This is a genomic window from Pontixanthobacter sp., assembly GCF_049682855.1.
Taxonomy (GTDB): Bacteria; Pseudomonadota; Alphaproteobacteria; order Sphingomonadales; family Sphingomonadaceae; genus Pontixanthobacter.
Window position 1 is genome coordinate 19,717 of record NZ_JBAUIK010000008.1, and the last position, 20,534, is coordinate 40,250.

Below are 20,534 nucleotides of genomic sequence, written 5' to 3' on the forward strand. Positions count from 1 at the left end.
CGGCACCGTTTCGCACTGTGCGGCGCGGGTGCCTTAAAGATATTGGGCAGCTGCAAGCGGGCATTGCCGCCTCCCTGCGGCCGGACCGCCCGATAAATCTTCTGCTGCCGGCCTAATTGCCATAGCCAATCACGACTTTGCCCGCGGCATCTCTCGCGATGCGGCGGGCCTCATCTGTGGTGCCCGCGCATGCCAGCGCCGCGCCCATCCGCCGATACGGGCGCGAAGTCGGTTTGCCGAAAATACGGATATCCGCGCCCTCTGCCATCGCTTCGGCTAGGCCGGAATAGCTTAGGGCTTCACTGTCGCGGTCCGCCAATATCACTGCGCTGGCGGAAGGCCGCGCGCGGATCATATCGGGCACGGGCAGGCCCATAATAGCGCGCGCATGAAGATCGAATTCAGTGAGGTTCTGGCTCAGCAAAGTGACCATGCCGGTATCATGCGGACGCGGGCTGAGTTCGGAAAAGATCACCTCTTCGACGCCTTGATCATTTCTGACCACGAAAAATTCCACTCCGAACAGACCGTACCCCGCCCCGCCTCCGGCCAGAGCATTGACCGCTTTGCGCGCCATATGTTGCGCTGTAGCAATCGCGGCAGCCGACATCGGCGCGGGCTGCCAGCTTTCCTGATAATCACCGCGTTCCTGCCGGTGACCGATGGGCGGGCAGAAGCTCACCCCATCTTTATGCCGCACGGTCAGCAGCGTAATCTCATAATCGAAATCAACAAACTGTTCGACAATCACCCGCTTGCGGTCACCGCGCATATTGGCAGCGGCATAGTCCCACGCAGCGGATAATTCATTGACGCTACGCACAGTGCTTTGCCCTTTCCCGCTAGAGGACATGACCGGTTTTATGACGCAAGGCAGTCCGGTAAATTCCGCGCCCGCCAGCACGTCCTCCAGGCTCTCGGCATATTTATACCGCGACGTGGCCAGGCCCAATTCCTGCGCTGCCACATCGCGGATCGCATCGCGGTTCATGGTCAGCTGCGCGGCGCGGGCAGAGGGGACGATATTGACGCCTTCCGCTTCCAAATCGGCCAGCACTTCGGTCCGGATCGCCTCTATTTCGGGCACCACATAATCGGGCGCGTGCTTGGTAATCGCAGCTCTTAGCGCGTCCCCATCGAGCATCGAAAACACTTCGCGCGTGTCGGATAGCTGCATCGCGGGCGCGTTGTCATAGGCATCGCAGGCAATGACATAGGCCCCCAGCCGCTTGGCCGAGATGACAAATTCACGGCCCAATTCGCCGGAACCAAGCAGGAGGATTTTTGCTGTGTGGGGCATCTTCAACCTGCCACAGCAAAGGGCAGCCAGCATATGCTCATATCAATTGAACAGCTCGGAATCTTGCTCATAAAACCTGCCTTTATATCCCTTTGCAGGTGTACCAAGGGTCTGTTCAAAAATCAGCTGGCAGAACTTCATTCCCGGCCTCAATCGCAGGGGTACACGGCCGTGATTGATCACTTCAAGTTGGATCAGTCCGCTGAAACCTGCGTGAATGGTAGGAGCCGTGATATGCACAGCTATACCAAAGCGCGCCAGAGAACTTTTGCCTTCCACCCGAGCGGCGATTTTTGCCTTAAGGTCAAGACCTACTTTTTCTTTTGTCCAGGCCAAAACGAGCTCGCCCGGCTGCAAAAGAAAACCGCCCCCATCAATGTCCTGTGTGGTAGTCAGTGCTTTTATGACCGACGCTGGCTGGAAACCATCTGAACCAGGGTCAACTTCCTGATACAAACCATCAGTCAAAGCGGAGAAAACGCTGATTGTCGAACCGAGAGTTAAATCAATGCTTGTCGAACTATACGCATCACCGTTTGGCGGCGGATCGATGCGAATTAGCTGCTGATCAAGAGCAATCTGAATTTCCCTGTCGGTTAAAATCATCGCCTATGCCGTTGCAGCTTCAGATCGGGATGGAGAAAGCGCATCTTTCGGAACCCGAATGCGCCAGAGACCTTTCATAGTTTCACGTGGCAATTCAATAAGAACAGAGTCGCCCCCATTAGCGATAGGTTCCCCAACTTCCAGCAGGGAATCAAAGACTGAGTCTTTATCAATGATAATCATTTCTTCGCCAACCGTGGTGTTGATCGTAGCGATGACTTCACTGGGATGAATTGCAGGCTCAGTCTTTGAAATTTGTAACCACATATATCTCTCCTATACGACCAAGTAGCATGGTGTTTCACTAAATGCTGAGCCATGGCGGCGGTCATCCACAGATTAGTCTTATGGAACAAAAAGGCAACATTATTCCGCCGCATCCAGCCCGTAAGCCGTGTGCAGCACCCGCACGGCCAGCTCGGTCTCGTCTTCGTCGATAATCACGCTCACTTTGATTTCCGACGTCGTGATTGCCTGAATATTGATGCCCCGATCCGCCAGGGATTTGAACATCGTGCTGGCGACACCGGCATGGCTTTTCATGCCGACACCGACCACGCTGATTTTGGCGATGTGATCATCCGTAATGATCCGGTTGAAGCCGATGGCATCGCGCTGATCTTCCAGCAGAGCCTGCGCCCGTGCCAGATCAACCTGCGGCACGGTAAAGGTCACGTCCGTTTCACCCTTGTCGCGGCCAACATTTTGAATGATCATATCGACATTGATCGATGCGCCCGCCAGCGGTGCGAAAATATTGGCCACCGCGCCGGGTTTGTCGGGCACGCGGGTGAGGATGATTTTCGCTTCGTTCTTGTCATGCGCGATACCGGTTACGTGCTGGCGTTCCATATCGCCTTCCTCCAAAATTGCGTTCATCTCTTCATCGGAGACAATCAAAGTGCCCGGCAAATCATCCGCCGGTGGGGCATCGTCGCCCAGGAAACTGGAAAGGACCTGGACCCGGACCCCTTCTTTCATCGCCAGCCCGACAGAGCGGGTTTGCAGAACTTTCGCCCCGACAGAGGCCAGCTCCAGCATTTCTTCATAGGTGACCGCTTTTTGCTTGCGGGCCTTGGCCACGATGCGCGGATCGGTAGTGTAGACCCCGTCCACATCGGTATAAATATCGCACCGGTCCGCGCCGATCGCAGCGGCCACCGCCACCGCCGAGGTATCCGATCCGCCGCGCCCCAGCGTGGTGATCCGCCCATCATGCGACACCCCCTGAAAACCCGGAATAACCGCAATTTCGCCGCGTTCCAGCGAAGCGACCAATTCGGGCGCATCGATAGTTTCAACGCGCGCTTTGGAATGCGCCTCAACCGTCCGCAGCGGCATTTGCCAGCCGAGCCAGCTGCGCGCCTTGCATCCCAGCGATTGCAGTGTCAGCGCGAGCAGACCCGAGGTCACCTGCTCCCCGCTGGCCACAACCACATCATATTCTGCCGGATCATGCAGAGCATTCGCCTCGCGGCAGAAATTGACCAGCCGGTCTGTCTCCCCCGCCATCGCAGAGACGACAACCGCGACCTCATGGCCGGCGGCTTGCTGACGGCGGACAATACTCGCCACGCGGCGAATGCGTTCCGTCCCGGCCATCGACGTGCCGCCAAATTTCATCACTATGCGCGCCAAGCTGCGTTATCCTGTACTGGTGCGAGTTTCGCGGCGGTGTTAAGGTCGCCTGATGAGCGATGCAACTGTAAGCAGCACAAACTTGTCTTTAGCCCCCTCAAGCAAAGGGGCCACGATCCGTCCTGACGAGGCAGCGCATTTTGGGGCGCTGGCTGCGGATTGGTGGGATCCACAAGGATCATCGGCCATGCTGCACCGGCTCAATCCGGTACGGCTGCGCTATATTCGCGAGGCGATCGATATGCATTGGGGCGGTGATATACGCAGTGTCACACCGCTTGCTGGCAGGACAGTGCTCGATGTCGGCTGCGGCGCGGGGCTGCTGTGCGAGCCATTGGCGCGCATGGGCGGTACGGTGACCGGGGTGGATGCTGCGCCTGAAAACACTATTGCCGCCGCGCATCATGCAGAGGGCGCCAGCCTCGATATTCGCTATATTGCGGGTGAGATTGGCGCGCAGAATATCGGCACGTTTGATCTGGTCACCAGCATGGAAGTGATCGAACATGTCGCGGATAAACGGAATTTCCTGCGCGAATTGAAGGACCGGCTCGCCCCGGGCGGATTGATGGTTTTGTCAACGCCGAACCGCACGGCAGCATCGCGGCTGCTGCTGGTCGAAGGCGCGGAGGCCGTCGGCATGATCCCCAAAGGCACGCATCATTGGCAGGATTTTATCACGCCCGATGAATTGCGCGGTGTGCTGGCAGATATCGGCATGGAAATGGGCGAGCCCACGGGTATCGCATTCAACCCGGTGAAAGGTCTGCATCTATCGGGCAATCTGGCACTGAATTACATTGCCACGGCGCGGATGGTATAAAAGCGCGCAGATATGGTGGCGCTGCTATTCCTGCGCCTCCCGCCATGCCGCCGCCCGAACCGGATCGTCGGTGAAAATACCCGTGACACCGGCCGCGGCGAGCCTGTCCATCAGCGCGCGGTCATTACCCGTCGCGGCCTCTGCGCCATTGCTGCGCAATGCAGGCGGCAGAAAGATATTTTCCTTGCGCACGGTCCAGGCGTGAACGCCGCCAAGGCCCGCAGCTTTGGCATTATCCGCAAGATCAGCCGGGTTGCCATCGGCCTTCAGGACCAGATTAAAATGCACACCCACCACATCGGCATAGGCAGCGATATCGGCAAGGCCGCTGGGCGTGGCCATTTCGGCATAGGTCAGTGCAGGCTCGTCTGCCGGGCCGCCTTCATCCGAAATGAGCTGCACCAGTGTGAAATCGCTGCGCTGGTTCAACCGCTGTAGCGGCCCGATTTCAAAACACTGGATGAATATCGGATCGGCGGGCGAGATGCCCAATTCTTTCAATTCGGCAAGCAGCAGATCGACCAGATCAATGCCCTCCTCCTGCAATAGGAAATCGGGATGCTTCAGTTCCGGATAAAGGCCTATGCGCCGCCCAAGAGCTTTCTCCTTCGCCCGCACCAAAGCCACCACTTCCTTGAACGTTGGCACCTGATACAGACCGTCAAAATCCGCGTTCGTGCGGCGTATTGCGGGCAAACGCTCCTTCGCGCGCAAAGTTCGCAATTCGGAAAGCGTGAAATCCTCCGCGAAATAGCCGGAAATCAACTGACCATCGATGGTTTTGCTGCGGCGGCGATCGTCAAACTCTGGGCGGGTTGCCACATCAGTGGTGCCGGATATTTCGTTCTCGTGCCGCGATATCAGCACGCCGTCGCTGGTCACGACCAGATCGGGCTCTATGTAATCGGCGCCCTGATCGATCGCCCGCTCATATGCGGCCAGCGTATGTTCGGGCCGTTCACCGCTGGCCCCGCGATGCGCGATAATCAGCATGTCATTGCCGGCATCCCGGGCGAAAGATGCAGGGGCCATGATTGTCCCCGCCAGCGCAATCAGGCTCACAATAAAGCAGCGGACCATTCATCTTCCTTGAAACCAACCAGCAAACCGCCCCCGCAACCATTGGCATACTCGGCTACGGGCCGTTTGATCATACTGGGGTTATCAGTCATCAATGTGACAGCTTTGGGCGCATCGATAGCATTCTTGTCTGCGCTGCCAAGCTTGCGAAACGCCGTGCCGCGTTTATTGAGCACGACATCGACACCCTTGGCATCGACCCATGCGGAAAGCCGATCCGCGTCGGCCCCTTCCTTTTTATAATCATGGAAAGTGTAAGCGATGCCATGCGCATCCAGCCATGTGCGTGCTTTCTTGATCGTGTCGCAGCCGGGAATGCCATACACAGTGATAGTGGTCATTGGTTGTTTTTCCGATTTTATCAAAATGGGGAGATGACGGGAGCGGGTATTTCATCTTGCCATGCACCGCATAGTGCCACTGTCCTAAAGAGGAAAGCAGGCATGCGGCAAACCATCCCATGTGAGATACGCAAAAGCCAATCCGCCAATATCGGCGGCCAAACCCGCGCCAAATCAAGAAAGAGCACCCAGACAAGACGCCCGGATGCTCTTCCTGTTATCCCGCTATCTGATCGGTTAGCGGTGTGGACGGCCGCCTATCGCATGTCTGGCTCGCGCGCATTTTGACCGATCTCGCCCTCGCCCGAACCCATTACCAGCGCGCCGCCACGCGCAGAGAATTGCTCTGCGGGGACCAGCGTGCGGGTGCCCTGTGCATCGACGAGGACTTGCTCAATCTCGCCCCGGCCATTGGCCACCAATTCGCGCACCTGGCCGATAGGTTCACCTGACGGGGCCAGCACATCCATGCCCGGAGCGACACCAAATGCGCCCTGCCCGCTGGCTGCGCCGCTGCCAGCGACTGCCAATGGCACAAAATTCATTCCCCCGTTACCGCCCGCCTGACCCGCACCGCTGCCCGCAATGGTGCCCGCAATGCTACCCATCGCTGCCGATGGCAAAGGCGCAGCAGCGCCCGCCGCACGCCGTGCTGCCGGTGCGGCCGAATCGCGAAGGGTGCGCGCACTGTTTTGCACCCGGGATGCGCCGCCATCCGCTACGCCCGAAAGGGTGTCCGTTCCGATCAGTTGAGCCTGCGCGCTGCCGCTACCCGATGCTTCGCCGCCGCCCGACGCTTCCCCACCAGCGGTCGTCATAGGGATATTGGCGAGCTGCGAAACATTGCCGGTCACTCCGCCATTCACGCTACGGCTGGCGCTGACACTGCCATTGCTGCGGTCGATATTCTGGTTGCCCGATGTTGCAGCATTTCCATCAACCGCCCCGCGCGTGGTGCTGTCAGCCGAATCGGTCGCTGTGCGCACCGTGCGGGTAACAGTGCGCACCGGCGCGGACGATTCCATGCCCGATCCAATGGCCCCGCCCAGAGTGCCGCCAAGATTACCGCCCAGGCCGCCGCTGCCGCCAAGAAGCTGCGCTTGCGCCGGTACCGAGATGAGAGTGAGCGCCGATGCGGCGAGAAATAGAGCTTTCATTATGTGTCCTTCCTTACAGTCTCAGCGGGAACGTCCTCCCGCTCAGGGACACAACGGATTGCGGGTCTGATTTAATGCATCATCATGACGGTATTTTTTGTTCTTTCTATTTGCGGGCGCATCCCGCGCAGATCAAACCGTTGCCATAGATGCGGTCCGGGCCCTTTTTGCCAAGGTCCAGTGCCTGGGCATTAAGCGTGCGGCGCCAGTTTCCCCCGCGCGGGAGGGCCGCAGCAATCCGTGCCGCCACGAGCGGCGTCGCAAAAGAGGTACCGCGCAATTTCGCCCGCCGCCCTTTCACATCGAGCGCGTAAACATCAGCCCCCGGTGCGGCATAATCGAGATGTAATGCGCGCCCCGCTTCGATCAGCGGCCGGTTGCGCCGGTCCACCCCGGTAACCGCAACCACATTGCCATATGATGCCGGATAGGCTGCGGGTGCAGCGGGGCCATCATTGCCAACCGCTGCCACCACCACCACGCCTGTTCGCTGCGCTGCGGTGATCGCCCTTTGGACCACAGCGTTTGGCGGGCCGACCAGACTTATCGTGATAACCCGGCTGCCCTTTGATACCAGCCAGCCCAGCCCGCGCGCAATGGCCAATGCGTTGCCCCCTGCAGGATCGGTCCCGTACACATCGGCGACATGCACGGTGCGTATACCCGTTGTCTTGAGCAATGACGCAACCGCGCTCCCGTGATTGCTCGCAGCGGGCGCCCCTGTGGCAAAACCTTTGATAGATGCGGCACCGACCACGGCACCGGGTGCCCCGTCAATGACGCCTACCGGTACTGATACGCTGCCGCCGGTTGGTACAGCGCCGCCAGTCTGTGCGGCAACCGATAGATTGCCCTGCGTGAAGTGCAGCGTGTCGGCGCTGATGTCCGCTTCTGGCATCAGCGCGGCAAGGGCGGCTTCCGCTTCCGCCAGACGCATTCCCTCTGGCGCCGAGATGCGGGTGACCGAAAATCCCAGTTCGGCGATGTCAGTTTCGCCCAATATAGCAAAGCCGTTCGCCTGCGCGCGCGCCACGTCGCCGCCCGCCGCGCCCATCACCAGCAGCTCTCCGCGGCGCGCGGGCGCTCCATTGATATCAATATCGATGCTGTCCGGGTTCTGGCGGACCAATCGATCGATGGTGCGCAGCCGCTGCCGCGCCAGGCGCCCGACCTGCTCAACCGCCCTGCTTTCAAGATCGGCCACGTCATCAGTAACCGAGCGCAGAATATCGCCTGCATCCGGCACCGCCACTTGCGGGACGCCTAACTGCGCAGCAACCGGCGCAGCGCCGATCATCGCAGCGGCCGAAAGGACCAGCCCACGTCTGAATGTGAAAAATTTCTCGGGCGTATGTTGCGGCATAGGTTTTTAATTCCATAAATTGCATTAAGCATGGATGAAACGGGCCAGCTCATCCGTTTAATCCATGAAAGGCAAAGACACTGAGTAACCGTTTTGAGCAGGATATGCTTGAATTTCTGCCCCGGCTGCGACGGTTCGCAATCGGACTTGCAGGCAATTCCGCCGACGGTGATGATCTTTGCCAGATGACGATCGAGCGTGCGCTGACCAATCGCCAGAAATGGCAGGAAGGCACGCGGCTCGATAGCTGGATGTACCGAATTATGCGCAATATCTATATTGATGAAGGACGTGCCTCAACCAGGCGGAGCCAGACATTTGTCGGTGAGGAAGCCGGATTGTCCGTGGGCGGCGATGGTGGTCAGGAGGCGCAGGTCGAACTGACCCAGGTCGACCGTGCACTGGCCAGATTGCCAGGGGACCAGCGCGAAGCCGTGCTGCTCGTGATGGTCGAAGGCTATTCATACAAGGAAGCTGCCCGAATTGTCGGGTGCCCGGTTGGCACACTCAATTCCCGTCTGGTGCGCGGGCGCGACGCGCTGATGGATATTCTGAAAGAGGCATCATGACGATCACACCCGAAGAACTGGCCGCTTTTGCCGATGGCGAGTTGGCCGGTGCGCGCGAGGCGGAGATCGCCGCCATGATTGAAGCCGATCCTCAACTGGCCGCGAATATTGCCGCGCACAACGCTCTGAAACAGCAGTTGGGTGCGCATTTTGCGCCGATTCTGGAACAGCCATTGCCGGACCGCCTGACCGCGCCGTTGCGCAAGGATGACAATGTGGCCGATTTTCAGCCAGCCAAGACGCCACATGCGCCGATGGCCGCAAATGACGATAGCGTGCCTTTGAAACGGTGGGGCTGGATCGCAGGACCTGCTCTTGCAGCGTCGCTGGCAGTGGCGATATTCCTGCCGCGCGGCGGAGATGGGGCTGAAGGCTATGCTAATGCGCAGCTGGCCGCAGCGTTGAATAGCCAGCTGGTCGCTGACCAGGGCAGCGATGCGGATACCCGGATCCTGCTGAGCTTTAGAAATGAGAGCGGGGAGTTCTGCCGGGCATTTAGCGGCTCAGATGCATCAGGTATTGCTTGCCGTGACCCGTCCGGCTGGCAGCTCCGGCACTCCGGATCAGCGGGTGAACAGCGCAGCACCGAATTTCGTCAGGCGGGCAATGCACTGACCGATCTGATGGCAGCTGCGCAGAATATGGCTGTTGGCCCCGCGCTTGATGAAACCGAGGAAGCCGCCGCCAAAAAGAACGGCTGGCAGTAAAGCTGGCCGGGCCGGCAACCGGATACACATATCGGTCCGCAAAGATTGCGCCGGATATGGTGCGTGCAATATGACCGGATATGACGGTGCAGCCCCAGCGATCGATCCGCAGTGCGGTATCGCACCCCGGTTTCGCCGACACCGCGCAAAAAGAAAGGGCCGGCACATATTTGCCGGCCCTTTCGCGTGTGTATGTGTGTATGGGGGCGCTCAATTATTTTAGCCGACAGTCACGCTGCCCATACGGTATCCGCGCTCTGCCATTTCTTTGACATAATGGCGGCGCTCGCCAGCCAGTTCAAACGTGTATTCTTCCCACGCATCGCGAATATCCTCAATATCGCTGGCACGCCTCAAATCACTGCTCAGTTCTTTCTGGGCTTCGTTGATGTCGCCGCGATAATCAAACCAGAAATTATTCTCGATCCCTGCGATCGGGTTGGTGATGATCCGCTGTTCTTCTTCGCGGGCCAGCGATTCCTCGATCAGAAGCGGCGCGGCCGCGTTTGCGGCGATCGAAACAGCGCCGAATGAAAATGCGATAATGGCGGCGAATGTATTTTTCATAGTTGGTCTCCAATTCAGATCTGCGGCCACCGCGGGGCGGCCGGTCAGGAAAGAAACGAACTGGACGGCATATTTAATCCCTCCTTTAAAAAAATTATGTGTGCGCGCCGCCAGAGCGGTCACCGTTTGCCTTTAATTCCCAGGCACCAAATGCGCGTCGGCAATCGCTACGGCTAACGCATCGGCGGCATCGGGGCCTGATACGGCGGCTGCTGGTAACAATACTTTCAGCATCGCCTGCACCTGCGCCTTTTCCGCCGCGCCGGTGCCGACAACCGCTTTCTTGACCAGCCGCGCCGCATGTTCATGCACAGTCAAATCCGCCATGCCGCACGCCGCCAGCACCGCGCCGCGTGCCTGCGCAAGTTTCAGCGTGCTTTGCGGGTTTTTGTTGAGGAACATTTCCTCCGCTGCTGCGCGGTCCGGCTGATATTGGGCGATCACGGCTGATATCCCGTGCTGCAACGCGGCAAGGCGCACAGCCATCGGCGCTTTTGCATCGGTTTTTATCTGGCCATTGACAACATGGATGAGCCGCGAACCCTCCGCCCGGATCACTCCCCACCCCGTACAGCTTAACGACGGATCAAGGCCGAGAATAATCACCGCGCCGGATCAGTCGTCCAGCTGTCCCATTACTTCATCCGAAATTTCATAATTGCCCGAGACATTCTGCACGTCATCATCATCATCCAAAGTGTCAATGAGCCGGAGCAGAACCGCAGCATCCTTGGCATCGAGATCGACCGTGAGATTCGGCTTCCACGCAAGTTTTACGGTGGCCGGTTCACCAAGAACTTTCTCCAGCGCCGTGGCGACCTCGTGCAGTTCATCGCCGCTGGTCCAGATCTCGTGACCATCTTCGGAGGATTGGATGTCCTCTGCGCCCGCTTCCATCGCGGCTTCCAATACGGTATCCTCGCCGCCGGCTTCGGCACGATATTCGATATAGCCAAGCCGCTCAAACCCGTGCGCAACCGATCCGGCGGTGCCCAGATTGCCGCCATTTTTGGCAAAGGCGGTCCGCACGGCGGTGGCCGTACGGTTGCGGTTATCGGTCAACGTTTCGACAATGATCGCGCTGCCGCCGGGGCCATAACCTTCATAGCGGACCTCTTCATAATTTTCGTCATCACCAGCGGTCGCCTTGTCAATCGCGCGCTGAATATTGTCTTTGGGCATCGACTGCCCCTTGGCCGTATTCACCGCGAGCCGCAGACGCGGGTTCATATCCACATCGGGCGTGCCCATTTTCGCCGCGACAGTAATTTCGCGGCTTAATTTGGAAAACAGGTTGGACCGTTTCTTGTCCTGCGCACCCTTGCGGTGCATGATATTTTTAAATTTGGAATGGCCTGCCATAGGAATCCACCATCAGTTTTTCAGTTGCCCAGCCGATAGCCGAGCAGGAGCGGCGCGTCACCCCGTAACCTCTAAACCCTCACCGCAGTCCCGCTGGCGCTAACCATCAGCATCGATCCGGTATCGCCGATCACTTCATAATCAAGATCAATCCCGACCACTGCATTGCCGCCCAGTGCCGCGCATTCTGCCTGGATTTCTTCAATCGCCTGCTTGCGCGCATCAGCCAGAATGCGTTCATAGGAACCCGATCTGCCACCAACAATATCACGGATATTGGCAAACAGATCGCGGAACAGATTTGCGCCGACAATCACTTCGCCGGTGACGATCCCCAGATAGTGCTGGATCGGACGCCCTTCCAATGTGGGCGTCGTGCTGACAGTAATTCCGCGGGCGTCTTTCCAGGGGCCGGCCATATGTTAACTCTCCAATATGTTAGCGTCACTATACTGTGTTACTAACATAATACGCCTGGAAAATCAACCGATGCCAAGCGCCGCCTTATACGTATCAAGAACCATTTCCATTTCGCTGCGATCATCGGGTTTCATTTTGCGCAAGCGCACAATCTGGCGCATGATTTTGGGATCATACCCCACTGCTTTAGCTTCAGCGTAAACGTCCCGCACGTCATCAGCGATGCCTTTCTTTTCTTCTTCCAGGCGTTCGATGCGTTCGATCAGCAGGCGCAGGCGGTCGTCAGTGGCTTCGGCCATTATGTCACTCCAAATGTATGAGAATCGGTTGGCCACCTGATAGCGGGCCGCCGCGTGCCGGTGAAGAGGGCGCGCAGATCACTTATCCGCAATTGCTGAAATAGTCTGCGGGTCCTGGTTTTTTGCCACGCTGGCTTTCATGCGGGCAAGCTGTTCGTCCGTGGCGGGTGTTTGCCGGGACGCTTTCCATTCATCCTGCGGCATGCCGTGGATCACTGCGCGCGCGGCGGCCTTATCACCTTCAAACCCCGCATCGACAAGCCAGTCGGCCAGGCAGTTGCGGCAAAACCCGGCAAGCCCCATCAGATCGATATTCTGCGCATCATGGCGGTGCTGCAGATGAATGACGAGCCGCCGGAACGCCGCCGCCGCGACTGTATCGGGTAACGCGTCCAAACCCTGTTTCGCATTCGTATCCATCTGCAATGTCCCCCCGTGTTTCGGCTTCCCGTGGCAATGGCTGTCTGCCATAGGCGGAAGCTATGGAAAAGCACGAACCCAAATATCTTGACCCCCGCGGCCGCAAGGTCAAAGTTCTGGCAACCGTTGGCCCGGCCAGCCGCGACCCGGCAATGCTGCGCAAGCTGGTGCGCGCGGGCGTGGATGCTTTCCGCGTCAATATGAGCCACGGCGAACATTCAGACCATTCCCAGACGATTGACGATATTCGCACGCTCGAGAAAGAGCTGAACCGCCCGATCGCGATTTTCTGCGATTTGCAGGGCCCCAAATTGCGGGTCGGGACATTCAAGGATGGCAAGGCCGTGATCCGCCATTCGGGCCATTTCACGCTCGACCGCAATCCTGAACCCGGCGATGAAACGCGCGTGCAATTGCCGCATCCCGAATTGTTCGGCCTGCTGGAAAAAGGCCAGCGGCTGCTGATCAATGACGGCAAGATCCAGCTGACAGTCATTCGCGCCGACGAGAATGAAATTCTCTGTTCGGCCACCGTCGGCGGGGTTATTTCGGACCGTAAGGGCGTGAATGTGCCCGATGCGGAAATTCCGATTCCCGCGCTGACCAACAAGGACCGCAAGGATCTCGCCTTTGCGGTGGAGAAAGGCGCAGACTGGATCGGGCTGTCTTTTGTCCAGCGGCCCGAAGATCTGGCCGAGGCGCGCAAGCTGATTGGCGGGGCCAATGGTGCCGGGGCGGCATTATGCGCCAAGATTGAAAAGCCGATGGCGGTCCGGCGGCTCGATGAAATCATCGAAATGTCTGACGGGATCATGGTCGCGCGCGGCGATCTGGGGGTGGAACTCAACCCCGAAGAGGTACCGCCGCTGCAAAAGAAAATCGTCAACAAAACACGGATTGCGGGCAAGCCGGTGATCGTTGCGACGCAAATGCTGGAATCGATGATTGAAAGCCCCGCCCCAACCCGCGCGGAGGTGTCCGATGTTGCCAATGCGGTCTATGACGGGGCCGATGCGATCATGCTCAGCGCGGAAACCGCAGCGGGCGACTGGCCCGAAGAAGCGGTCACGATTATGGACCGGATCGCCGCGCAAGTGGAACGCGATGACGCCTATCTGGAGCGGGTGCGTTTCCTCGATACCCCGCCCGACCGGACCACAGCCGATGCGCTCAGCCATGCCTGCGCGACGATTTCCGACACGGTGAACATCGCGGCGATTACCGTCTTCACGGGATCGGGCAGCACCGCGCGGCGGGTGGCGCGCGAGCGGCCTTCGGTGCCGATGCTGGTCCTCACCCCGCGCCTCAAAACCGCGCGGCGTCTGGCGCTGTTATGGGGCGCACATGCGGTGATGACGCGCGACATTGGCAGTTTTGAGGAAATGATCGCCAAGGGCAAACGCATGGCGCTGCGCCACGGGTTCGGCGCGGCGGGCAGCAAATTGATCGCGCTCGCCGGGGTTCCCTTCGGCACACCGGGCAGCACCAATCTGATCCATGTGGTGACGCTGGCGGGTGACGAGCTGGAACGCCACGAAAGCTAAGCCCGGCTATGGAATTTAACGACCTGCTTAGCCGCTATTTCGCGACATCGGATTTTGCCGACATAACCCCCGCCGCGATGGCCGCCGGGACAGAGCGGATGCGGGTCGATCTGGGTCTGGAGACAGATCGCGGCAAACGGTTTGCGATCTGGTCGCTGCTCTATATGCTCGGTGAAGCGCCTGAACTGACAGCCACTTTCAAAGATGCGGGCGAACAGGACGCCGCACGCAATTTCATGGATATGATGGCAGCGGCTGAGGGGGCGTAAATACGCGGCGCACGCCAGAGTTTATTCGGGCAGGAAACCCAATTCAAACACCATCGGGCGCAATTTTTCGGTGAGCGCGGCATAGGCGGCTTTGAACGGATCGAAATCGATCAGCTCGATATCGCCATATGCCTCCAGCGCGCGGCGCACCTGATACCATCCGGCATCGGCGCGGCCCAGTTTGAATTCTTCCCTGATCTTGTTGGGGAAGCGGGTGGCGTGGAACGTCCTGAACAGCGTGCGCCCTTCATCCAGCACCGCCTGCGCCTCGGGCGAAAAGTCCATATCCGCCATATAGCGCACCATAAAATCACTCTCGAACCGCTCGGCTCCGACTTCGCTTTCGGTAAAGGGGATGAAGTGATTGGTGAGGCTCCAGTCGCGATCATTCCAGTGCAGCCCGTCCGCACCAGCGGTCAGGTTGCTGCCGTTGAACAGCATCCAGACGAGACAATCGGATTTGAAAATGTCGGAGAGCGGCGCTGAGGGTTGCAGGAACTGGTCGCGGTCATTGAGCCATGTCGGTTTGATGAGGCGGCGGACGGCGAAGACTATGGCGGCTTGCCAGAGGTTTTCCTCGGTGACGAAAAGCCCGTGTCCGCCATTGAAACCAGAAGAAAACAAGGCTGTTTTGTTAGCCTGCTGCAAGTCGTTGCTGTTGCACCACATGTAAGCGATCGCGTCATCTGACCATCGTGTTCCACGCAGATCCTTCGTGGCGGTTGCTGTGGTTAGTGCGTTCTTAAGCGGCACAACCTGTTCGCGGTTTGAACGCGGGCGCACGATCCACTTTGTTAGTAATTTCTGTCCTGTGCTCGTAACGAATTTTTTCTCACCCTCTTCTTGGCCATCTTTGTCGAGAACGCGAGTTTCAATGTCAGCCACGGCGAGATTGACCGACGTATCCCAGACCAAAAACGCAATTGGAAAATTACCCGGAACGCTGTCAAATGCGCGGCTATGAACAACAAAGCCCGCCATGAATTTCGCCTGCCATGTTGTTCTGAAATGTTCCAAAGTCGGCGAAATGACATATTTTAGTGTCGAGAACATCGCGAGCACGGCCATCGGAAGTTCCAAGTCGATCCGAGCCACGAATTGTGCAAAAAGTTCATTGGTTGCTTTGCCGTAATCTGCCTTCAAACTTACGGCCAATCGAGTCTTGGCAACATTTTCTTTCGCACCAGAGCCATCAGATGCAACGCCTTTTGCGGTGTTATCGTTCGTTGCCTCCGCATATGGCGGATTAATCAGCACCAGAATCGGCTTCGCGCCCTTCTTGCCCTCGCGCGCATCGGCAATCGCTTGCCGCAGCGCCTGCGGCAGCTTGCCCGACAGCGCGTAATCAATCTCGCCAAAATCGGTCACATCGTCATTCAGATAATCATATTGGAAAATCTCCGCACCGGCGAAGGCCGGGTTGCTGCGCATAATCGTCACGTCTTCCTGATCCAGCGTGGACATATAGACGTTGCGCAGATTGCTATGCTTCGCCTCCAGATTGCCGACGCCCGCGCACATATCCCACACGATATATTTGCTCTGCCAATCCGCGCCCAGCGTGGCGTTCAATTGGTCATAGGCTTTGTCGACAATATGCAGCGGGGTGTAGAACGCGCCCTTGAACTTCTGATCATCCATCGGCAGCAGACTGTCGCGCCGTTCGAGCAGGTAGTGCCGGTGCTTTTGTTCGGGCGGGCGGTGATAGATGTTCCAGAAATTGCGGTATCCGCGCTCGCTCGCCAGCTCATATTGCTCGGACCCGATGATAAATACCGGCTTGTCCCCGCTGAACAGCAGCCGCGCGGGCAGATTGCGCATCGCTTCATTGGTGCCGTCATGCATGATATCGGCAAAAAACAGCACGGCGTAATCCGCCTCATTCTTCACGCCGAGTTCGTGGCCGACCATCGCCACCCATTTATCGAACACCTGCCGCAGATTGTTGGGCGTGATCGGGGTGCGGATGATCCGCCCCTCACGCACGGCATCCCTGGCGGCCTTGATAAACTCCGCCTCATATCCGTCGATCTGGTACAGGATGAAATGGGTTTCGATGGTGGGGGCGATCTGCGCCGCCATCACCTTATCCGCCGCCGAACCGGATTTGGGCCAGACGATGGACTTGTCTTCCAGCAGCGGAAGGGCGTGCTCGGTCGCCATCAGCGCGGCCTTTTCGCGGTCAATCACGCACAGGAAACCGGGGATTGGCTCCCCCCGTTTGCGCGCGGCGCGGACATAGGTGAGCAATTGCGCGAACATCAGCAGCGGCGGGGTTGGGGATTCCTTGGCTTCGAACCAGATTTCGGGCGTCTGGATATCGACCAGCCCCTTGAACACGCCCTTCAGGCCGAGCGCCTTGATATAGGCGTCCTTGACATCCTCTTCGGTTTTGGCGCGTTCCAGGGCTGTGCTCAGGTCCATTATATGATCGCGCCTTATGTCCCGCCGCAGCCGATATAGTGCCGGTGCCCTATCCCTATCACCCATCCGCTGTAAATCCACATGAAATGCGGTTCAGGGCGGTGCCGCGCAATTCCCCATTTTCCTACAGCGGCAGGAGCTGCTACCCGGCACACCGCTTTTGCAGATCGCCCATTGTTTCAGAAAACCACAAGGCGCAGACCGACCCCTATACCGGCCCCCTACCCCGTAAGTCGCTTTGGCCTGGGCCGCTATAAGTTACTGAATTAGTTGATTTATCTTAAATGACGACCGGTTGACACATTGTCAATTGTGTCAACCGGGTGTCAAGCAAGGATCAACCCACTATCGGGCAGTCCAATTTACAGGATTGTCAAATCTTCGATAGCGGGAAAGTCGCGCGACATGACATTGCCAGCAGAATCAACCTGGGTACCCTTACCCATGCGAACCACTGCTTTCTTTCCTCTCAAAGCTTTAGGCAGCTCGCCCGCGGCAACCCACGGTTTGCACGGTTCCGCAGTGCACAGCGCCGTTTTGTCTTCTCCGTCTTGGCTGTATTCCAAATAGCAACTATCGCCGCAGCTTATCGCTTTGAGGGTGATTGCACTATCCAGCCCGGCCATGGGCTTAGCGGGCGCAGTTTTCTCGGCCCCAGCTGCGGGCGTATCCTTCGGGGCCATTGCTGCCTCCGCAGCAGATGTATCCTGCGGGGCTGTTTCGGCGACTTTTTGTTCGCTCGTAATGTCTGCGCCGGCGGCATTATCGGGCGCCGAACCGGCGTTATCAGAACATCCGGCAAGCAGCAAACCAACCGGAAGAATGACGCGGACCAATCTAAGCATAGCAGGACCTTTACGAGGATGTGTATAGAGACTGCCCTTTGGACCACATATTACCCCGCTACAACAAAAATAACGCAGCACAGACATTTTGCGATTGATGCCAGCGGGCCGAACGCCGTCGCTGTGCGAAATAGCATTGTGATGGAGGGGGTTCAGCAGGAACTTGACGCGCGCTCCAACCGCCGCCGCGCGGTGTCCTCGCCCAGAACCGGCAGCAGCTCGCCCATATCGGGGCCATGATCCTGCCCGGTGAGAGCCTGGCGTAGCGGCAGGAACAGCCCCTTGCCCGTGCGGCCCGTGCTGCCCTTCAGCGCGCTGGTGAGCGCGCCCCACGGATCATCGCCCCAGCTAAGGACTGTGGCCGCCTGTGCCAGATAGGCGCGGTCTTCATCGGAAAATTCGGGCAGGTTGATCGGTCCGGTGACGATTTTCCAATAGGCATGCGCGCCGCTGACACTGTCCAGATTGGGGCGGACCGCATGCCAGGCTTCCTCGCCCATCGCTTTGGGCAGACGGTCCTTTACAGCGGCGTACTCCATCTGGTGGACCAGAGCGGTATTGATCCGCTCCAGATCGGCATCGTCGAATTTTGCCGGGGCTCGGCCAAAGGTGGAGAGGTCAAAAGTGTCGACCAAAACAGCCGTGTCGGCCACCGGCTCCACCGGCTGCGAGGTGCCGAGCCGCGCGAGCAGAGCGATGATCGCTTGCGGTTCGATGTCGCGTTCACGGAAGGTATCGCAGCCGAGCGACCCCAGCCGTTTGGACAGTTTGCCTTCCTTGCCGGTAAGCAGTGCCTCATGCGCAAAACGCGGCGGGGCGGCATTCATCGCCTCGAACATCTGCACCTGCACGGCGGTGTTCGACACGTGATCCTCGCCCCGCAGCACATCGGTGATACCCATTTCGACATCATCCACCGCGCTGGGAAGCATATAGAGCCAGCTGCCATCGGCGCGCCGGATCACCGGATCGGACAGAGTGGCGGGATCAAATTTCTGCGAGCCGCGCACGCCGTCTTCCCACGCGATGGGTGAGGCGTGATCGAGCTTGAACCGCCAATGCGGGGCGATGCCTTCTGCCTGTTTGGCGGCATGATCGGCATCGTTCAGATCGAGCGCAGCCCGGTCATAGATCGGCGGCTTGCCCCGGCCCAGTTGCACTTTACGTTTCAGGTCCAGTTCCTGCGCGGTTTCATAGGCGCGGTAGACACGGCCTGCATCGACCAGTTTCTGAAACGCTTCCTCATAATGGGCGAGCCGCTGCGACTGGCGCTCCTCCCCGTCAGGGTGCATTCCCAGCCACGCCAGATCGGCACGAATCGCATGGGTGTATTCGTCCTTGCTCCGCTCCGGATCGGTATCATCGATCCGCAGCATGAACTTGCCCGAGCCGCCATCCTGACTGGCTTTCTGCGCCAGCATCCAATTGTGCAGCGCGGTGCGGATATTGCCGACATGCAGGCGGCCAGTGGGGGACGGGGCAAAGCGTGTGATAGTGGTCATGGCTGCGCAATTAGCCCCTGGCGCGGCGCGCGACAAGCCGATGCTTTGCCGCCAGTCTTGGGCAATGCCTCAGCCAGAGCTTTCCAACGCTGCGCTGCTGGTCTAGCACCCGGCGCATGAGCACCGAAACAGCACTCGCCAATGCGGTACACGATGCCGGTCTGCCCGGTGCCTGCGCCATGATTGTGGAGAGCGGCGGGGTGCGCTTCAGCGGGGCATGGGGGATGGCAGATGTCAGCACCGGCACGCCGATGAGGCCCCATACCGTGTGCCAGATTGCCTCCATGACCAAGGCGCTGGTCTCGCTCGCCGCGATGCAATTGGTGGAGGCCGGCGCGCTGACATTGGACGGGCCGATTGGCAGCATCCTGCCCGAACTCGCCGACGCGCAGGTGATGACCGGACTGGATGCCGATGGGAAACCGCAATTGCGCCCTGCCAGCCGCCCGATCACCTTGCGCCATCTGCTCACCCACACGGCGGGTTTGGGGTATTTCTTTGTCCAGCCGCAGGTGCTGCAATATTTCGGCGCGGTCGGAATGCCGGTGCCCGGTTCGAGAGCCAGCATCACCATGCCGCTGATGTTCGATCCGGGCGAGCGGTGGGAATATGGCGTTGCCACCGATTGGGTCGGGCTGGCGGTGGAGGCTGCAAGCGGGATGACATTGGGCGCGTATCTTGATGCGCATATCTTTGCGCCGCTGGGCATGACGAAAACCGCCTTTCGCCCGCAATTCGAGGATGGAATGGCCCGCGTCCACCGGCGCGATGACGCAGGACATCTGGTGGCAACGCCGATGAATCTGGGCGGCGGCGAGTTTCAGAGCGGCGGCGGCGGATTGTCCTCCACCGCGCACGATTATGCGCGCTTCCTGCAAATGGTGCTGCGCGGCGGGGAATTGAACGGTAACCGGATCGTGTCAGAGGCGGCCATAGCCGAAATGTCACGCAACCAGATCGGCGATCTACGGGCGGGCTATATGGGCTCGGCGATGCCCGATCTGGCCCAGCCGTTTGACACCTTTCCCGATCAGCACACCGGATGGGGTCTGGGCTTCCTGATCAATCCTGAACCGGTCGCAGGCGGGCGCTCTGCCGGCAGTCTGGCCTGGGCGGGAATTTTCAATTCCTATTACTGGATTGATCCCGCCGCCGGTGTCGCGGGCGTGTTTATCAGCCAGCTGTCCCCGTTTGGCGATCCGGGCGCACTGGCGGCGTTCGGGGTGCTGGAGCAGATGGCGTATGCGGATCAAAGGAACGCATCTAAATAAAGCGACGCGCCCGGACGGTATTGCGCA

23 protein-coding genes are annotated in these 20,534 nt (G+C 58.9%); 6 read left to right on the top strand and 17 right to left on the bottom strand.

What is annotated here, in order from left to right:
- Positions 1-112: 112 nt before the first annotated feature.
- The 4 genes from purT to WA922_RS03870 all read right to left on the bottom strand — a co-directional run bounded on the left by purT (position 113) and on the right by WA922_RS03870 (position 3,544).
- Positions 113-1,300, bottom strand: coding sequence for a formate-dependent phosphoribosylglycinamide formyltransferase (purT, locus tag WA922_RS03855; RefSeq protein ID WP_424770360.1), 1,188 nt, complete (start codon positions 1,298-1,300; stop codon positions 113-115).
- 42 nt (positions 1,301-1,342) lie between these two features.
- Positions 1,343-1,906, bottom strand: coding sequence for a dCTP deaminase (dcd, locus tag WA922_RS03860; protein ID WP_424770361.1), 564 nt, complete (start codon positions 1,904-1,906; stop codon positions 1,343-1,345).
- Positions 1,907-1,909: 3 nt separating this feature from the next.
- The gene (locus tag WA922_RS03865; protein ID WP_424770362.1) at positions 1,910-2,173 is read right to left on the bottom strand and encodes a hypothetical protein; all 264 of its coding nucleotides are present in this window, start codon (positions 2,171-2,173) and stop codon (positions 1,910-1,912) included.
- 99 nt (positions 2,174-2,272) lie between these two features.
- Complete coding sequence (locus tag WA922_RS03870; RefSeq protein ID WP_424770363.1) at positions 2,273-3,544, bottom strand: aspartate kinase; 1,272 nt, start codon at positions 3,542-3,544, stop codon at positions 2,273-2,275.
- Between the two features lie 52 nt (positions 3,545-3,596).
- Between WA922_RS03870 and ubiG the strand changes: the two genes are divergently transcribed.
- Positions 3,597-4,367 (top strand): bifunctional 2-polyprenyl-6-hydroxyphenol methylase/3-demethylubiquinol 3-O-methyltransferase UbiG, encoded by a 771-nt coding sequence (gene ubiG, locus WA922_RS03875; protein WP_424770364.1) that lies wholly within the window; start codon positions 3,597-3,599, stop codon positions 4,365-4,367.
- Positions 4,368-4,391: 24 nt separating this feature from the next.
- Here the strand turns inward: ubiG and WA922_RS03880 are convergent, their stop codons facing one another.
- The 4 genes from WA922_RS03880 to WA922_RS03895 all read right to left on the bottom strand — a co-directional run bounded on the left by WA922_RS03880 (position 4,392) and on the right by WA922_RS03895 (position 8,308).
- Positions 4,392-5,447, bottom strand: coding sequence for a glycerophosphodiester phosphodiesterase family protein (locus tag WA922_RS03880; protein WP_424770365.1), 1,056 nt, complete (start codon positions 5,445-5,447; stop codon positions 4,392-4,394).
- Positions 5,426-5,788 carry an arsenate reductase gene (locus WA922_RS03885; protein ID WP_424770366.1) on the bottom strand — a complete coding sequence of 121 codons (363 nt, stop codon included), beginning with the start codon at positions 5,786-5,788 and terminating at the stop codon, positions 5,426-5,428. Before WA922_RS03885 ends, WA922_RS03880 begins: the two co-directional genes overlap by 22 nt.
- A gap of 257 nt (positions 5,789-6,045) precedes the next feature.
- Positions 6,046-6,945, bottom strand: a complete 900-nt coding sequence (locus WA922_RS03890) for a hypothetical protein (RefSeq protein ID WP_424770367.1) — start codon at positions 6,943-6,945, stop codon at positions 6,046-6,048.
- A 106-nt stretch (positions 6,946-7,051) separates the two neighbouring features.
- Positions 7,052-8,308, bottom strand: coding sequence for a S8 family serine peptidase (locus WA922_RS03895; protein WP_424770368.1), 1,257 nt, complete (start codon positions 8,306-8,308; stop codon positions 7,052-7,054).
- Between the two features lie 104 nt (positions 8,309-8,412).
- Here WA922_RS03895 and WA922_RS03900 point away from each other — a divergent pair, with 104 nt between their 5' ends.
- Together WA922_RS03900 and WA922_RS03905 are read left to right on the top strand one after the other, a co-directional pair.
- Positions 8,413-8,877 (top strand): RNA polymerase sigma factor, encoded by a 465-nt coding sequence (locus WA922_RS03900; RefSeq protein WP_424770369.1) that lies wholly within the window; start codon positions 8,413-8,415, stop codon positions 8,875-8,877.
- Positions 8,874-9,584: an anti-sigma factor family protein gene (locus WA922_RS03905; RefSeq protein ID WP_424770370.1), complete on the top strand. Its 711-nt coding sequence runs from the start codon at positions 8,874-8,876 to the stop codon at positions 9,582-9,584. Before WA922_RS03900 ends, WA922_RS03905 begins: the two co-directional genes overlap by 4 nt.
- Before the next feature lie 219 nt (positions 9,585-9,803).
- Here the strand turns inward: WA922_RS03905 and WA922_RS03910 are convergent, their stop codons facing one another.
- From WA922_RS03910 to WA922_RS03935, 6 genes are all read right to left on the bottom strand, one after another.
- A complete protein-coding gene (locus tag WA922_RS03910) occupies positions 9,804-10,151 on the bottom strand; it encodes a hypothetical protein (protein ID WP_424770371.1) in 348 nt (115 codons plus the stop codon).
- A 132-nt stretch (positions 10,152-10,283) separates the two neighbouring features.
- Entirely contained in the window at positions 10,284-10,757 is a 474-nt protein-coding gene (gene ruvC, locus WA922_RS03915) for a crossover junction endodeoxyribonuclease RuvC (RefSeq protein WP_424770372.1), read from the bottom strand.
- Between the two features lie 9 nt (positions 10,758-10,766).
- Positions 10,767-11,513, bottom strand: a complete 747-nt coding sequence (locus tag WA922_RS03920; protein WP_424770373.1) for a YebC/PmpR family DNA-binding transcriptional regulator — start codon at positions 11,511-11,513, stop codon at positions 10,767-10,769.
- 71 nt (positions 11,514-11,584) lie between these two features.
- On the bottom strand, positions 11,585-11,932 hold the full coding sequence (locus WA922_RS03925) for a heavy metal-binding domain-containing protein (protein ID WP_424770374.1): 348 nt from the start codon (positions 11,930-11,932) through the stop codon (positions 11,585-11,587).
- 63 nt (positions 11,933-11,995) lie between these two features.
- Positions 11,996-12,232: a DUF2312 domain-containing protein gene (locus WA922_RS03930; RefSeq protein ID WP_424770375.1), complete on the bottom strand. Its 237-nt coding sequence runs from the start codon at positions 12,230-12,232 to the stop codon at positions 11,996-11,998.
- A gap of 78 nt (positions 12,233-12,310) precedes the next feature.
- Complete coding sequence (locus WA922_RS03935) at positions 12,311-12,652, bottom strand: DUF1244 domain-containing protein (RefSeq protein WP_424770709.1); 342 nt, start codon at positions 12,650-12,652, stop codon at positions 12,311-12,313.
- Positions 12,653-12,714: 62 nt separating this feature from the next.
- Here WA922_RS03935 and pyk point away from each other — a divergent pair, with 62 nt between their 5' ends.
- On the top strand, positions 12,715-14,196 hold the full coding sequence (pyk, locus tag WA922_RS03940) for a pyruvate kinase (RefSeq protein WP_424770376.1): 1,482 nt from the start codon (positions 12,715-12,717) through the stop codon (positions 14,194-14,196).
- Positions 14,197-14,204: 8 nt separating this feature from the next.
- On the top strand, positions 14,205-14,465 hold the full coding sequence (locus tag WA922_RS03945) for a hypothetical protein (RefSeq protein ID WP_424770377.1): 261 nt from the start codon (positions 14,205-14,207) through the stop codon (positions 14,463-14,465).
- A gap of 21 nt (positions 14,466-14,486) precedes the next feature.
- Here WA922_RS03945 and WA922_RS03950 read toward each other — a convergent pair whose 3' ends face one another.
- The 3 genes from WA922_RS03950 to gltX form a co-directional block, all read right to left on the bottom strand.
- Complete coding sequence (locus WA922_RS03950; RefSeq protein ID WP_424770378.1) at positions 14,487-16,889, bottom strand: hypothetical protein; 2,403 nt, start codon at positions 16,887-16,889, stop codon at positions 14,487-14,489.
- A gap of 362 nt (positions 16,890-17,251) precedes the next feature.
- The gene (locus tag WA922_RS03955; protein ID WP_424770379.1) at positions 17,252-17,734 is read right to left on the bottom strand and encodes a hypothetical protein; all 483 of its coding nucleotides are present in this window, start codon (positions 17,732-17,734) and stop codon (positions 17,252-17,254) included.
- Between the two features lie 152 nt (positions 17,735-17,886).
- The gene (gltX, locus tag WA922_RS03960; RefSeq protein WP_424770380.1) at positions 17,887-19,236 is read right to left on the bottom strand and encodes a glutamate--tRNA ligase; all 1,350 of its coding nucleotides are present in this window, start codon (positions 19,234-19,236) and stop codon (positions 17,887-17,889) included.
- 116 nt (positions 19,237-19,352) lie between these two features.
- Here gltX and WA922_RS03965 point away from each other — a divergent pair, with 116 nt between their 5' ends.
- Positions 19,353-20,507 carry a serine hydrolase domain-containing protein gene (locus tag WA922_RS03965; protein WP_424770381.1) on the top strand — a complete coding sequence of 385 codons (1,155 nt, stop codon included), beginning with the start codon at positions 19,353-19,355 and terminating at the stop codon, positions 20,505-20,507.
- Positions 20,508-20,534: the final 27 nt, after the last annotated feature.

Coding starts and splice junctions, on each gene's coding strand:
- purT (WP_424770360.1), bottom strand. CDS start 1,300: ATGCCCCACACAGCAAAAATCCTCCTGCTTGGTTCCGGCGAATTGGGC.
- dcd (WP_424770361.1), bottom strand. CDS start 1,906: ATGATTTTAACCGACAGGGAAATTCAGATTGCTCTTGATCAGCAGCTA.
- WA922_RS03865 (WP_424770362.1), bottom strand. CDS start 2,173: ATGTGGTTACAAATTTCAAAGACTGAGCCTGCAATTCATCCCAGTGAA.
- ubiG (WP_424770364.1), top strand. CDS start 3,597: ATGAGCGATGCAACTGTAAGCAGCACAAACTTGTCTTTAGCCCCCTCA.
- WA922_RS03880 (WP_424770365.1), bottom strand. CDS start 5,447: ATGGTCCGCTGCTTTATTGTGAGCCTGATTGCGCTGGCGGGGACAATC.
- WA922_RS03885 (WP_424770366.1), bottom strand. CDS start 5,788: ATGACCACTATCACTGTGTATGGCATTCCCGGCTGCGACACGATCAAG.
- WA922_RS03890 (WP_424770367.1), bottom strand. CDS start 6,945: ATGAAAGCTCTATTTCTCGCCGCATCGGCGCTCACTCTCATCTCGGTA.
- WA922_RS03895 (WP_424770368.1), bottom strand. CDS start 8,308: ATGCCGCAACATACGCCCGAGAAATTTTTCACATTCAGACGTGGGCTG.
- WA922_RS03900 (WP_424770369.1), top strand. CDS start 8,413: ATGCTTGAATTTCTGCCCCGGCTGCGACGGTTCGCAATCGGACTTGCA.
- WA922_RS03905 (WP_424770370.1), top strand. CDS start 8,874: ATGACGATCACACCCGAAGAACTGGCCGCTTTTGCCGATGGCGAGTTG.
- WA922_RS03910 (WP_424770371.1), bottom strand. CDS start 10,151: ATGAAAAATACATTCGCCGCCATTATCGCATTTTCATTCGGCGCTGTT.
- WA922_RS03920 (WP_424770373.1), bottom strand. CDS start 11,513: ATGGCAGGCCATTCCAAATTTAAAAATATCATGCACCGCAAGGGTGCG.
- WA922_RS03925 (WP_424770374.1), bottom strand. CDS start 11,932: ATGGCCGGCCCCTGGAAAGACGCCCGCGGAATTACTGTCAGCACGACG.
- WA922_RS03930 (WP_424770375.1), bottom strand. CDS start 12,232: ATGGCCGAAGCCACTGACGACCGCCTGCGCCTGCTGATCGAACGCATC.
- WA922_RS03935 (WP_424770709.1), bottom strand. CDS start 12,652: ATGGATACGAATGCGAAACAGGGTTTGGACGCGTTACCCGATACAGTC.
- pyk (WP_424770376.1), top strand. CDS start 12,715: ATGGAAAAGCACGAACCCAAATATCTTGACCCCCGCGGCCGCAAGGTC.
- WA922_RS03945 (WP_424770377.1), top strand. CDS start 14,205: ATGGAATTTAACGACCTGCTTAGCCGCTATTTCGCGACATCGGATTTT.
- WA922_RS03950 (WP_424770378.1), bottom strand. CDS start 16,889: ATGGACCTGAGCACAGCCCTGGAACGCGCCAAAACCGAAGAGGATGTC.
- WA922_RS03955 (WP_424770379.1), bottom strand. CDS start 17,734: ATGCTTAGATTGGTCCGCGTCATTCTTCCGGTTGGTTTGCTGCTTGCC.
- gltX (WP_424770380.1), bottom strand. CDS start 19,236: ATGACCACTATCACACGCTTTGCCCCGTCCCCCACTGGCCGCCTGCAT.
- WA922_RS03965 (WP_424770381.1), top strand. CDS start 19,353: ATGAGCACCGAAACAGCACTCGCCAATGCGGTACACGATGCCGGTCTG.